Here is a 13,109-nt window from a genome sequence, read left to right on the forward strand (position 1 = left end):
GAACGAGGTCGAGGGGCGACGCAACCTTTCCCGCCGCCGTTTTGTAGGAGCGCACTTGTGCGCGACCGTAGCGGCGGGTTCAGGCCAGGTGGCTGGGGCACGCGAGAACGACCGCATGAGGTACCGGCAACACTCTGCGGTCGCGCACAAGTGCGCTCCTACAGGGGAGGCTAAGCGTTGGCGGGGGCGTCACCAAAACGCTCGCGCAACTGGGTGCGAAATCGCCTGCTGCAGGGCAGCGTGGCGCCATCGCGCATGGTCAGACGGGCGTCGCCGGTTTCCAGTGGCTCAATCTCGGCGAGGTAGTCGAGGTTCACCAGATAGCTGCGGTGCACGCGCAGGAAACGTGCAGGATCCAGCCGCTCTTCGATGCCCGCCATGGTGGCGCGCAGCGGGTAGTCGCGGCCACGCACGTGCAGGTTCACATAGTTGCCCGAGGCCTGCAGCCATTCGATTTCGCGCGCGGCGACCAGGAACTCCTTGCCCAGCTTGCGCACCAGGAAACGCTCTGGCCGGTCCACCGGCTCCACCGGCGGACCATCGTCCGGCTCGGCCAGCAGGCGAGCCTCGCCCTGCAGGCGCAGCATGAGCAGACGGTATCCGCCGATGATCGCCAGGAAGAGGAAGTAGGTCCGGACGTCCTTCAGGTACTCGTAACCCAGCTCCTGCAGCCAATCGCTACCGAAGTGGTAGTGCCAGCCAAGGATGGCCCTGTACCCGACCATGCGCAGGACGATCATCAGGCCCACATGCGCCAGGCAGAACGGCACGCTGAGCGCCAGGTGGACCTTCAGGTTCCGCCGCCAGGTATCCCAGCGGAGCGGCCAGCGGCGACTGGCCTGCACCACGAAGGGCACCAGCGCGAGGATGACCAGGCTACTGCTGACTTCCCAGATCCAGGGCTCGATGCCGGTGGCCCGGTGGGTGCGATAGGTGACGTCGAACCACTGCACCATGCCATTGAACACGGTATTGACCGTCACTGAGACGACCCAGAAGCCAATCTCGAAAGGTCGGCGCCAGCGCTGGAGACGGGCGTAGTCGAAGGACGGTGTCGTCGTCATGGCCGTGGATGATACGTGGAGCGGCAAGTTCGTCCGCACATTTCGTCCCTTATCTCCAACCGCTCGTCCCTACTTGCGGTCGATCAGTCACTTAGCGGCAGACGACCGGCGGACGGCGGCGCAGCATGCGCGGCATCCCGACCACGGAGTTCCGTTCATGAACCGCCGCCACGACATCGACGCGCTACGCGTCCTGGCCTTCGGCCTGCTGATTGTCTACCACCTGGGCATGCTCTACGTAGGGCCAGCCGACGACTGGAAGTTCCATCTCAAGAGCAATTACATCGCCAACTGGATGGAGTACGCCATGCTCGCCTCCAGCTTCTGGCGCATGGATCTCTTGTTCCTGATCTCCGGTATGGCCGTGCACTTCCTGCGTGGACGCCTGAGCCTGCCCACACTGGCATGGAAGCGCACCTCACGGCTGCTGCTACCGCTGCTGTTCGGCATGGCCGTGGTCATCCCGATTCAGCCCTATGTGCAAGGCGTGGACAACGGGCTGGTGCAGCCGGGCTTCGGCCACTTCCTGCTGCGCTACTGGACAGGCGGCCCCTGGCCCGCCGGTGCCTTCGACGGCTGGCAGTACGGGTTCACCTGGAACCACCTGTGGTACCTGGTATACGTCTGGCTCTACACGATGCTGTTGATCGTGCTGTTGCCGGCGCTGGAGTCGAAGTGGGGGCAGCGCGCCATCGCCGCCGTCCATCGCCTGCGTGGCTGGCCGTTGCTGGTGCTGCCGGCCCTGCCCCTGTTCGCTTACAACCTGTGGCTCGCGGCGCGCTTCCCCTCGAGCCATGCCATGGTCAACGACTGGTACAACCATGCCAGCTACGCCACGATGTTCCTCTACGGCTATGTCATCGGTACCCGTACCGCCTTGTGGACCGAGCTGGCGCAGCTGCGCCGCCGCTCACTGAGTATGGCGTTGGTCTGTTTTGCCACCTTCGTGCTGATGGACCGACTACACGGCTTCCTCGACCTGTCAGCTGCAACGATGACCGAGTACCACCTGGGCATGCGTGCGCTGCACTTCCTTTACATGTGGAGCGCCATTGCCGCCGTTCTTGGCTGGGGCCACCAGCACCTCAACCACCCGTTCCGCTGGTTGCCGTACGCACGCGAAGCAGTGTTCCCCTGGTACATCCTGCATCAGAGCGTGATGCTGGCGGTGGCCTACTGGCTGCTGCCGCTGAAGCTCGGTCCCGTACTGGAACCCTCGCTGGTGTTGCTGGGCACAGTGGGCGGTTGCGCGGTGCTGCACGAAGTCGTGATTCGTCGCACCGGCTGGCTACGCCCCTTGTTCGGGCTGGATGCCAAGCCGCGCGCGGCACGACAAGAATCGTCGCTCATCGCACAAACGCAGCGCGCGTGACGATCACGGGCAGCGGGATGTCGGTTCCCGCTGCCCGTCATGCATGACATGCCGCTTTGCCGGGACGCTTGAGCTGTCGATAATGGGGTATTCCCGCAAGGATGCCCCATGCCCTCCTCTCCCGCGCAAGCTTCTTCCGACTTGCTGCGCTCGCACCCCGCATTCGTGCAGTTCTGGTTTGCCCGCATTTGTTCGGGCTTCGGCTTCCAGATGTTGTCCGTGGCGGTGGGCTGGCAGATCTACGCCATCACCGGGCGGGCGCTGGACCTCGGCCTGATCGGGCTGGTGCAGTTCTTTCCATCGGTACTGCTGGCGCTACCCGCCGGACATATCGCTGACCAGTTCGAGCGCCGTCGCATCGTGATGCTGGGTCAGATCGTGGACATGCTGGCCATTGCCGCACTGGCAACGATCACCCTGATGCATCTGGCGCACGAGGCACACATTCTCGGCCTGGTGCTGCTGATCAGCGTGGCCAAAGCTTTCGAGTTTCCGGCGCTGCAATCCATGCTGCCCGCGCTGGTACCTACCTCGGTGCTTCCCCGTGCGATGGCCGCCAGCGGTTCGGCCGGACAAGCCGCCATGATCATGGGGCCGGCCGTAGGTGGCCTGCTCTACGTGGCGGGCCCGGGCACGGTGTACGTAGTGTGTGCGCTGCTCTATCTGGTTGCTGCGATCCTGATGGGTCATCTGCGCTACGAACAAGCGCAGCCTCGCCGCGAACCGGCCACCCTCAAGACGCTGTTTGCCGGCGTGCATTTCATCCGGCGACGGCCGGATGTACTCGGCGTCATCTCGCTCGACCTGTTCGCGGTGCTGTTGGGCGGTGCCACGGCACTGTTGCCGATCTTTGCCAAGGACATCCTGCATACCGGACCGTGGGGGCTCGGCTTGTTGCGCGCTGCGCCCGCCGTCGGTGCACTGTTGATGTCGTTGTGGCTGACCCGGCACAACATGGAACGGCGCGTGGGTGTGATCATGTTCGCATCGGTGGCTGGCTTCGGCGTAGGCACGCTGGTGTTCGCCGTCTCCACCACCCTGTGGCTGTCGTTGGCGGCACTGTTTGCGCTCGGTGCGTTCGACATGGTGAGCATGGTGATCCGCGGCGCTCTGGTGCAGTTGGATACGCCGGACGACATGCGCGGCCGCGTCAGTGCAGTCAATGCCATCTTCATCAACACTTCCAATCAGCTCGGCGAATTCGAATCCGGCCTGCTGGCTGCGTGGGTGGGCGTGGTGAATGCAACGCTGATCGGCGGCGTCGGCACCCTGGTCGTGGTTGGGCTATGGATGGCCATGTTCCCTGCCTTGCGCCGACGCCAGCGACTGCACGCGCTCTGACCAGTACCCGCTATAGTGGTCCTGCCCGCCTTCGCGGTCCGGGCAACACTCAGGGGAAAACCATGTCAGTACCACCGGTTCGCTCGACGTTCGTGACCGTGCTTGCCTGGATTTTCATCGGCATCGCCGGCTTCGCCTGCCTGATCAGCCTGCTGCAGAACATCATGCTTGAGCTGGTTTTCCAACCGGCTCTGACACAGGCAGCCACCCAGTCGCCGCCAGCGGGCATGCCGGCTTCATTCGCCTTTTTGACGGCGCACATCGCCTGGTTCTTCCGCGCCTTTCTGCTGCTCGCCCTGTTTATGCTCACGGCGGCGGTCGGCTTGCTGCGGCGGAAGAACTGGGCACGGCAGTTGTTCATCGCATTGATGGCATTCGCCATCGTCTACCAATTGGGCGGATTGGCTGTGCAGTGGTGGGTGTTCCACACCATGCAGGACATCATGGTCTCGCCACCGAATGCCCCGGCAGATTTCGCCAGGGGCATGGCGACGATGATGACGGTGATGCGCGTGTTTGGCGTGCTGCTGGCGCTAGGCCTCAGTAGCTTGTTTGGATGGCTGATCTATCGTCTTCGCCTGCCCGCCGTGCGTCAGGAGTTTGGCCGTCCATAGTCCGTAAGACGCGACGCATCTGACCCGGACAACCAGGAAGGAACCCCATGTCTACCGATGCAACCGGCCGCACGCACTCCATGTTCGTGACCGCCCTGAGCTGGGCCTTCATCGGGCTTGGAGCACTCGCCACGCTGTTCTGTCTGCTGCTTTCACTGATGATGACGGCAGCGCAACGATCCATGGAACACGGCACGACGCCCTTTGGCGCGCCGTACGCCCACATGGCGCAAGCGATGGAGCGTTTGCCATCGCCGTGGCCCTGGGTTTATGCCCATGAAGGGCAGCTGTTGCTCATGGGCGCCGCCTGGGCAGCCTTGCATCTGATCTGCGCGATCGGCCTGTTATGGCGCAAGCCCTGGGCTCGCCGCAGCTTTATCGTGCTGATGGTGCTGGACATCGCGTTTCAGGGTTTCGCCATGGCCAGCGCGTTCTATATGCAACCCGCGTTGCAGCAGGCGATGCAGTCAAACTTTCCGGCCCAGATGCCACCCGCCTTCATGGCCTGGATGCAACGGGTCATGGCGTTCCAGCAGATCGAAGCCATCATCAGGCCTGTTCTGCTGGCCGTGGTGTTCGGCTGGATCGCCTGGCGACTTTCGCGCGCCTCTGTTCGTGAGGAGTTCGCCACAGTTCGCCCATAGAGCCTACTGAAGGTCGCGGTTCTTTGATGCGCGTCAAACGCCTGCGCATAGCGAGGGATAGCATGCACCAACTCCCCTGGTGCAGACGCATGCTATGAACGTGGATATCGCCATCGTCGGCGCTGGCCCTGCCGGCCTGTGCTTTGCCAAGTCACTGGCGAACACGGGCCTCAGCATTCTCCTGATCGAGCAGCAACCGTTGGAGGCCATTCGTGAACCGGCCTTCGACGGTCGCGAGATCGCCCTCACCAAGCGTTCCGTGCGCACCATGCGTGAGCTTGGGTTATGGGAAAAGTTGGGGCCAGCCGATGTGTCGCCGCTACTCAGTGCACGCGTACTCAATGGCAGCTCCACGCGCGGACTCAGCGTGGTGCCCAGCGGCACGGGCGATACCGAGCTGGGTTTCCTCGTGCCCAACGATCGTATCCGTCGCGCAGCCTATGCCTGCATCGAGCACGAGCCGCACATCACTCTGGTAAGCAACACGTCGGTGACCAGCATCATGCTCGATGATGGCTCGACCCAGTTGCAGCTATCCAACGGCACCACGGTATCGGCGCGACTGGTGGTTGCCGCCGACAGCCGCTTCTCGCAGCTGCGCCGCGATGTCGGCATCCCGGCCGACATGCACGACTTTGGCAAGACCATGCTGGTCTGCCGCATGGGACTGGAGCGCGCGCACAACAACGAAGCGCTGGAATGGTTCGACCACGGCCAGACCCTGGCGCTGCTGCCATTGCACAATGGCGAGGCGTCCGTCGTGCTCACCCTGCCGGGCCAGGAAATGAAAGCAGTGATGGCCCTGGACGACGTGGCTTTCAACGAAGACATGCGGCGCCGCTTCGACGGCCGTTTCGGCCAGATGCGCCTGACCAGCACACGGCATAGCTACCCCCTGGTGGGTGTCTACGCACAACGATTCATCGCACCCCGGTTTGCATTGATTGGCGACGCCGCCGTGGGCATGCACCCGGTCACCGCGCACGGCTTCAATCTTGGCCTGATGAGTGTCGCGTCCTTGGCCAGCGAGATACGCCGCGCCCATTCGGCCGGCAAGGACATCGCTTCGCCCAGCATGCTGTTGCGTTATCAGCGTGCGCACCGGCTGGCGACACGACCGCTCTATCTGGCCACGCTGGCCATCGTGAAGCTCTACACCAATGACCGGCTGCCAGCCCGGCTGGCACGTAGCGCCCTGTTGCAGGCCAGCCAGGCCGCGCCGCCGTTCCGCGTCGCGCTGGCGCGCATGCTCTCCTCCAGTGGGCGTGGGCCGGTACCCGTCGTGTCTCGATGAACAGTGCGAGCGGGTATTTACGCATCGCTCACGCCAGCACTGGCACCGTGCAGTTTCGGCGCTGTGCGGCTTCAACACTGTTAGGAGGACGCCATGGGCAGGTCTTACGACATCGAGAACGGCATCAACGGCGTCCGCGAGCGGGTGGGCGACCGTGTGCGCCACTACGCCAGTGAAGCGGCCGACCGGACCGACGACCTGATCGAGCGCGGCCGCCAGGCCAGCCGCCGTTTTGGGCATACACGAAATGCATATGCACGCCGGCTTGGCCATGCCGCCGAGGATTTCGCCGACGAGGCGAATTACCAGTACCGTCGGCTGCGCCGCCACGTGTCGCGTCACCCGGTAGCGACCACCGCGATCATTGCCGGCACCGTTGGCGCGTTCTTCCTGCTGCGCCATTTGTTGCGCGGGCAGGATGAGGATTGAGTCCAGGCCGATTCCACTGAAGAAGAACCCGCCGATTGGCGGGTTTTTCTTGCGTGCTTACCAAGAACCACTAACACAACGTGTCAAAGCCCACGCTTGTCATTCCGGCGCAAGCCGGAATGACGAGCGTGGGGACCGAGAGCGTTTTGTAGCACCTCTAAGGCCTTGCCGAAGCCGCCAGATGCGCACGAACGCGATTCCTTAAAGCGTTCGACGGCTCGGCTCGATCCTTGCGCAGCATTTCAACGACATTGGCGATGATCTTGTACGGGGTAATCAACAACCCGAAAGGGATACCCCACCATCCCAGCAACGTGCACATCCCAAGCGCCTTGAGGCTACGCTTGCGCCCGCAGTCACGACACGCAAGCACCGAGCGCTGCCCGTAGCGGGTCAGCAGTATCGCCGACCAGACCCAATGCTCCGTTCGATAATCCACAGCGGAGTGGCTACCCCTGCACACTGGGCAAGCACCGTTCCGTATGGCCAAGGCGTGCGCCAGCACCACTTGGTCGCTGATATCAGCCACCTGGACGTCCGGAATCCTGCATCCCCGCTCGATCAATATCTGCCGGATAGCTCCACGCGCTTCCTGCGTGAGTTCGCTGCGCGCCAGCCGGTCGAGCAGCTCATCGCTGTCGACGTGCTGAAAGTTCTTCAGATAGTCCGCTTTCGAGTACATCTCTCTTCCCCCTGATTGGCGTTGAGTGCACTACCCCCAAAAAAAAGCCCGCCGTGAGGCGGGCTTTCTTCTTGCGTCCGATGCTATCAGACCGTCAGCGGATTCGGCTTGTCCGGATCGAGCTTGTAGGTCTTGATGGCGCGAGCCACGTCCTTGGCATTGACCTTGCCGTCCTTCGCCAGCGCGGCAAGAGCGGCGTGGGCGATCCAGTAACGGTCAACCTCGAAGAAGCCACGCAGGTGTTCGCGCGTATCCGAACGGCCGAAGCCGTCCGTGCCAAGCACCGTGTAACGCATGCCGTCCGGCATGAAAGCGCGGACCTGGTCGGCGTACTCGCGCACATAGTCAGTGGCAGCCACAGCCGGACCCTGACGGCCCTGCAGCAAGCCGGTGACGTACGCCACGCGCTGCTCGGATTCCGGATGCAGGCGGTTCCAGCGCTCGGCGTCGAAACCGTCACGGCGCAGCTCGACGAAGCTTGGGCAGGACCAGATGTCGGCGGTGACGCCGAAATCCTTCTCCAGCAGCTCGGCGGCGGCGATGACTTCGCGCAGGATGGTGCCCGAACCCAACAGCTGCACGCGCGGCTCGCCCTTCTTCGGCTTGCCGGCGTCCTTGAACAGGTACATGCCCTTGATGATGCCGTCCTCGACGCCCTGCGGCAGATCGGGGTGGCTGTAGTTCTCGTTCATCACGGTGATGTAGTAGTACACATCTTCCTGCTCCTGCACCATGCGGCGGGTGCCGTCCTGCAGGATCACCGCGACTTCGTACGAGAACGTCGGGTCATACGACTTCACGTTCGGAATCGCACCGGACATCAGGTGCGAGCTGCCGTCTTCGTGCTGCAGACCTTCGCCGTTGAGCGTGGTGCGGCCCGCGGTACCGCCGATCAGGAAGCCGCGTGCGCGCATGTCGCCCGCCGCCCAGGCCAGATCGCCAATGCGCTGGAAGCCGAACATCGAGTAGTAGATGAAGAACGGCAGCATCGCCTGGTTGCTGATGCTGTAGCTGGTGGCTGCAGCCATCCAGGCGGCCATACCGCCGGCCTCGGAAATGCCTTCCTGCAGCACCTGACCCTTCTGGTCTTCGCGGTAGTACAGCAGCTGGTCGGCGTCCTGCGGACGGTACTTCTGGCCGAACGGCGCGTAGATGCCGATTTGGCGGAACATGCCTTCCATGCCGAAGGTGCGCGCTTCGTCGGCCACGATCGGCACGATGCGCTCGCCAATCTGCTTGTCGCGCAACAGCAGGTTCATGCCGCGCACCAGCGCCATGGTGGTGGAGATTTCGCGCTCGCCGGTGCCCTTGGTGATCTGCTCGAACGCCGGGAGTTCCGGGGTCTTGAGCTTCGCATCAGAGTGACGACGACGCTGCGGCAGGAAACCGCCCAGCGCGCGGCGACGCTCCATCATGTATTCCACTTCCGGCGAGTTCTTGCCCGGGTGGAAGTACGGCACGTCGGCGAGCTTGTCGTCAGTCACCGGAATGTTGAAACGGTCGCGGAAGTGGCGCACGGCGTCCGCGTCCAGCTTCTTCTGCTGGTGCGTCGGGTTCTGCGACTCGCCGGCCGCGCCCATGCCGTAGCCCTTCACGGTCTTGGCCAGGATCACCGTGGGCATGCCCTTGGTCTTCGTAGCCTGGTCATACGCCGCGTACACCTTGTGCGGATCGTGGCCACCACGGTTCAGGCGCCAGATGTCGTCGTCGGACAGGTTGGCCACCATCTCGCGCGTCTCCGGATACTTGCCGAAGAAATGCTCGCGCGTGTACGCGCCGCCGAAGGCCTTGCATGCCTGGTACTCGCCGTCGACGGTTTCCATCATCAGCTTGCGCAGCACGCCCCTGGTGTCGCGGGCGAGGAGCGGATCCCAGTAGCTGCCCCAGACCACCTTGATGGCATTCCAGCCGGCGCCACGGAACACGCCTTCCAGTTCCTGGATGATCTTGCCGTTACCGCGCACCGGACCGTCCAGGCGCTGCAGGTTGGCGTTAATCACGAACACCAGGTTGTCCAGGCCTTCGCGGCCGGCCAGCGAGATGGCGCCGAGCGACTCGGGCTCGTCGGTTTCGCCGTCGCCCATGAAGCACCAGATCTTGCGGTCGGTCTTCGGCATCAGGCCGCGGTGTTCCAGGTACTTCCAGAACTGCGCCTGGTAGATGGCCTGGATTGGGCCCAGACCCATCGACACCGTCGGCACCTGCCAGTAGTCCGGCATCAGCCAGGGGTGCGGGTACGAGGACAGGCCGCGGCCGTGACCAGCCACTTCCATGCGGAACAGATCAAGCTGTTCTTCGCTGATGCGGCCTTCGAGGAAGGAACGCGCATAGATACCCGGGCTGGAGTGGCCCTGGTGGAACACCAGGTCACCCGGATGATCGGCACTCGGCGCGCGCCAGAAATGGTTGAAGCCCACGTCATACAGCGTGGCGGACGACGCGAAGCTGGCGATGTGGCCACCCAGCTCGCCCGGCTTGCGGTTGGCACGCACCACCATCGCCATGGCGTTCCAGCGGATCAGCGTACGGATACGCCATTCCATGGCCGCATCGCCCGGCGACTTCGCCTCGTTGCCCGGCGAAATGGTGTTGACGTATTCGGTGGTCGGGTTGAACGGCAGATAGCCGCCCGCACGACGCGTCGAGTCGACCATTTTCTCCAACAGGAAATGCGCGCGCTCGGTGCCGTCGTGGTTGATGACTGCATCAAGCGATTCGACCCATTCCTGGGTTTCGGTGGGGTCGAGGTCCTGCTGGAGGATGTCGTCGAGCTGATCCATGGGGAGCTTCTCTCCGCGGCGCCATGGGGTTGGCGCGGCTGTAGGTGAATCGCCTCGGCGTGAGAGGCGGGGAACCGTCGGAGTGTAGCTCCGGCGGGGTTTTTCGCCAATTGGATCGAGGCAATACGGCGGCGAATGGAGATCATGGTGGTTTGGCGCTGCATGGATGACAGCCGGCCGGACCTTTGGCCAGGCCAAACGCTTTTCTGTAGGAGCGCACTTGTGCGCGACCAAGGCGCCACGCAGTTACCCGGCGCACGGGTCGCACCACCATCCACCGGGGCAAGCCCCGCCTCTGCGGTCGCGCACAAGTGCGCTCCTACAAACGGCATGATGCCCGCCAAAAAGAAAACGGGGCCGCTAAGGCCCCGTTCTCAAACACCTTATAACGTCAGAAGCTCAGCTGCGACGCTCACCCTGCGCCTGACGAATCTGCGCATCCACGGCCGCAATCGCCGTCATGTTCACCACACGACGCGGCGTCGCCGCCGGGGTCATGATGTGCGCGGGCTTGTTGATGCCCATCAGGATCGGGCCAATCGCCACACCGTCCGTCATCACGCGCACGATGTTGTAGGTGATGTTGGCTGCATCGAGGTTGGGCATCACAAACAGGTTGGCGCGACCGGTCAACGTGGTATTCGGGAACAAGCGCTGGCGCAATGCTTCATCCCATGCCGTGTCGGCCTGCATTTCGCCGTCCATGTTGAGCTTGGGCGAGTGCTGCTTGAGGATCTGCCACACCTTGCGCATCTTGGCCGCGCTCGGGTTGTCGTGGCTGCCGAAGTTGGAGTGCGACAGCAGCGCAATCTTCGGCTCGATACCGAACAGCTTCAGACGGTAGGAGGCCTGCAGGGTGGCTTCGGCGATCTGCTCGGCGGTGGGGTCCACCTGCACATGCGTATCGAGGAAGAACCACGCACCCTGATCGTTGATCACGCCGGTCATGGCAGAGGTGCACGACACGCCCGGATCAAGGCCGAACACGCTGCGCATGTAGCCAAGCTTCTTGTGGAAGCGACCGACCAGGCCGCAGATCATCGCGTCGGCCTCACCTCGCTCGACCATGATCGAGGCGATCAGGGTGGGACGCGAGCGCATCAGGTTCTTGGCTGCGGCCGGGCTCACGCCACGGCGCTCGGTCAGCGCGTGGTACTGCTGCCAGTACTCGTTGAAGCGCGGATCATCATTGATGTTGGTGAGCTCGAAATCCACGCCTTCGCGCATGCGCAGGCCAAGGCGTTGGATGCGCGCTTCGATGACGTCCGGGCGACCGATCAGGATCGGGAACGCCAGGTGCTCGTCGATCACCGTCTGCACCGCGCGCAGCACGGTCTCTTCTTCGCCTTCGGCGTAGACCACGCGCTTGATGTCGGCGCGCGCGCGCTCGTACACCGGCTTCATCAACAGGCCAGTGCGATAGATGAACTGGCCGAGCTTCTCCTTGTACGCCTCCATGTCTTCGATGGGACGCGTGGCGACGCCGGAATCCATCGCGGCCTGCGCCACGGCGGACGCCAGCATGACCAGCAGACGCGGGTCGAACGGACGCGGAATGAGGTACTCCGGACCAAAGGTCGGCACGTCGCCGCCGTAGGCGCCGGCCAGGTCACCCGCTTCCATGCGCGCGATCGCTGCAATGGCGCGCACGCAGGCCAGCTTCATGGCTTCGTTGATGCCAGTGGCGCCCACGTCCAGCGCGCCACGGAAGATGTACGGGAAGCACAGCGCGTTGTTGACCTGGTTCGGGTAATCCGAACGGCCGGTGGCCACGATGCAATCCGGGCGCACCTTCTTGGCGTCAGCCGGGGAAATCTCGGGGTTCGGGTTGGCCAGTGCCAGGATGACCGGCTTGTCGGCCATGGTGGCAACCATCTCCGGCTTGAGGATGCCGCCGGCGGAAAGGCCCAGGAACACGTCCGCGCCATTCACGATGTCGGCCAGCGTGCGCTTGTCGGTGTTGCGGGCGTAGCGCTGCTTGTCTGGATCCATGTGGTCGCGACCGGTGTACAGCACGCCCTCGCGGTCGTAAGCAAGGATGTGCTCGGGCTTCACGCCCAGCGCCACCAGCATGTCCAGGCACGCGATGCCCGCCGCGCCGACGCCGGTGGTGGCGATCTTCACGTCCTCGATCTTCTTGCCCACCACTTCCAGTGCATTGATCACAGCCGCGCCAACGATGATGGCGGTGCCATGCTGGTCGTCGTGGAACACGGGGATCTTCATGCGCTCGCGCAACTTGCGCTCAACGATGAAGCACTCCGGTGCCTTGATGTCTTCGAGGTTGATACCACCGAAGGTCGGCTCCAGCGAGGCGATGATGTCGACCAGCTTGTCGGGGTCGCGCTCGTTGATTTCGATGTCGAACACATCGATGCCGGCGAACTTCTGAAACAGCACGCCCTTGCCTTCCATCACAGGCTTGCCGGCCAGCGGGCCGATGTCGCCCAGGCCTAGCACGGCGGTGCCGTTGGTGATCACGGCGACCAGGTTGCCGCGTGCGGTCATTTCACTGGCGGCGTTGGCGTCTTCGACGATCGCTTCGCAGGCATAGGCCACGCCTGGCGAGTACGCCAGAGCCAGATCGCGCTGGGTGACCATCGGCTTGGTCGCGGCGACCTTGATCTTGCCGGGGCGCGGAAGGCGGTGGTACTCGAGAGCAGCGAGGCGCAATTCTTCGGAAAGGGACATGGGATAGCGAGATCGAATGTGATGGGGAATCGGGGGCCGCAACGGCGGTATCGGGCAATGGTATCACCGGCGACACCTCACTCCAGACCGTGCGGTGCAGCATGGTGGCAAGAACATTCAAACCACTGGTATGCAACAAAGGACCTTACGGTAGGAGCGCACTTGTGCGCGACCGCAGAGCACCTTGCACCTCAGTAC

Annotated in this window: 10 protein-coding genes; 6 read left to right on the forward strand and 4 right to left on the reverse strand. The window is 63.5% G+C overall.

Annotation, left to right across the window (positions count from 1 at the left end):
• Positions 1-170 precede the first annotated feature (170 nt).
• Positions 171-1,064 (reverse strand): LytTR family DNA-binding domain-containing protein, encoded by an 894-nt coding sequence (locus AC0GUR_RS13350; RefSeq protein ID WP_472877978.1) that lies wholly within the window; start codon positions 1,062-1,064, stop codon positions 171-173.
• 157 nt (positions 1,065-1,221) lie between these two features.
• Between AC0GUR_RS13350 and AC0GUR_RS13355 the strand changes: the two genes are divergently transcribed.
• The 6 genes from AC0GUR_RS13355 to AC0GUR_RS13380 all read left to right on the forward strand — a co-directional run bounded on the left by AC0GUR_RS13355 (position 1,222) and on the right by AC0GUR_RS13380 (position 6,758).
• Entirely contained in the window at positions 1,222-2,436 is a 1,215-nt protein-coding gene (locus tag AC0GUR_RS13355; protein ID WP_472877979.1) for an acyltransferase family protein, read from the forward strand.
• 108 nt (positions 2,437-2,544) lie between these two features.
• Positions 2,545-3,777 carry an MFS transporter gene (locus AC0GUR_RS13360; RefSeq protein WP_472877980.1) on the forward strand — a complete coding sequence of 411 codons (1,233 nt, stop codon included), beginning with the start codon at positions 2,545-2,547 and terminating at the stop codon, positions 3,775-3,777.
• A gap of 62 nt (positions 3,778-3,839) precedes the next feature.
• Positions 3,840-4,391, forward strand: a complete 552-nt coding sequence (locus AC0GUR_RS13365) for a hypothetical protein (protein WP_472877981.1) — start codon at positions 3,840-3,842, stop codon at positions 4,389-4,391.
• A gap of 47 nt (positions 4,392-4,438) precedes the next feature.
• Entirely contained in the window at positions 4,439-5,035 is a 597-nt protein-coding gene (locus tag AC0GUR_RS13370) for a hypothetical protein (RefSeq protein ID WP_472877982.1), read from the forward strand.
• Between the two features lie 94 nt (positions 5,036-5,129).
• Positions 5,130-6,329: a 5-demethoxyubiquinol-8 5-hydroxylase UbiM gene (gene ubiM, locus AC0GUR_RS13375; RefSeq protein WP_472877983.1), complete on the forward strand. Its 1,200-nt coding sequence runs from the start codon at positions 5,130-5,132 to the stop codon at positions 6,327-6,329.
• Between the two features lie 93 nt (positions 6,330-6,422).
• Positions 6,423-6,758 (forward strand): hypothetical protein, encoded by a 336-nt coding sequence (locus AC0GUR_RS13380; protein ID WP_472877984.1) that lies wholly within the window; start codon positions 6,423-6,425, stop codon positions 6,756-6,758.
• Positions 6,759-6,915: 157 nt separating this feature from the next.
• Here AC0GUR_RS13380 and AC0GUR_RS13385 read toward each other — a convergent pair whose 3' ends face one another.
• From AC0GUR_RS13385 to AC0GUR_RS13395, 3 genes are all read right to left on the reverse strand, one after another.
• Positions 6,916-7,440, reverse strand: coding sequence for a hypothetical protein (locus tag AC0GUR_RS13385; RefSeq protein ID WP_472877985.1), 525 nt, complete (start codon positions 7,438-7,440; stop codon positions 6,916-6,918).
• An 86-nt stretch (positions 7,441-7,526) separates the two neighbouring features.
• On the reverse strand, positions 7,527-10,220 hold the full coding sequence (aceE, locus tag AC0GUR_RS13390; RefSeq protein ID WP_472877986.1) for a pyruvate dehydrogenase (acetyl-transferring), homodimeric type: 2,694 nt from the start codon (positions 10,218-10,220) through the stop codon (positions 7,527-7,529).
• 399 nt (positions 10,221-10,619) lie between these two features.
• On the reverse strand, positions 10,620-12,911 hold the full coding sequence (locus AC0GUR_RS13395) for an NADP-dependent malic enzyme (RefSeq protein ID WP_472877987.1): 2,292 nt from the start codon (positions 12,909-12,911) through the stop codon (positions 10,620-10,622).
• Between the last annotated feature and the right edge of the window lie 198 nt (positions 12,912-13,109).

The sequence above is a fragment of the Dyella sp. PARNA 12/25 genome (assembly GCF_055702865.1).

Excerpts from the sequence above, each read along its gene's own strand:
- AC0GUR_RS13350 (WP_472877978.1), bottom strand. The coding sequence starts at position 1,064 with ATGACGACGACACCGTCCTTCGACTACGCCCGTCTCCAGCGCTGGCGC.
- AC0GUR_RS13355 (WP_472877979.1), top strand. The coding sequence starts at position 1,222 with ATGAACCGCCGCCACGACATCGACGCGCTACGCGTCCTGGCCTTCGGC.
- AC0GUR_RS13360 (WP_472877980.1), top strand. The coding sequence starts at position 2,545 with ATGCCCTCCTCTCCCGCGCAAGCTTCTTCCGACTTGCTGCGCTCGCAC.
- AC0GUR_RS13365 (WP_472877981.1), top strand. The coding sequence starts at position 3,840 with ATGTCAGTACCACCGGTTCGCTCGACGTTCGTGACCGTGCTTGCCTGG.
- AC0GUR_RS13370 (WP_472877982.1), top strand. The coding sequence starts at position 4,439 with ATGTCTACCGATGCAACCGGCCGCACGCACTCCATGTTCGTGACCGCC.
- ubiM (WP_472877983.1), top strand. The coding sequence starts at position 5,130 with ATGAACGTGGATATCGCCATCGTCGGCGCTGGCCCTGCCGGCCTGTGC.
- AC0GUR_RS13380 (WP_472877984.1), top strand. The coding sequence starts at position 6,423 with ATGGGCAGGTCTTACGACATCGAGAACGGCATCAACGGCGTCCGCGAG.
- AC0GUR_RS13385 (WP_472877985.1), bottom strand. The coding sequence starts at position 7,440 with ATGTACTCGAAAGCGGACTATCTGAAGAACTTTCAGCACGTCGACAGC.
- aceE (WP_472877986.1), bottom strand. The coding sequence starts at position 10,220 with ATGGATCAGCTCGACGACATCCTCCAGCAGGACCTCGACCCCACCGAA.
- AC0GUR_RS13395 (WP_472877987.1), bottom strand. The coding sequence starts at position 12,911 with ATGTCCCTTTCCGAAGAATTGCGCCTCGCTGCTCTCGAGTACCACCGC.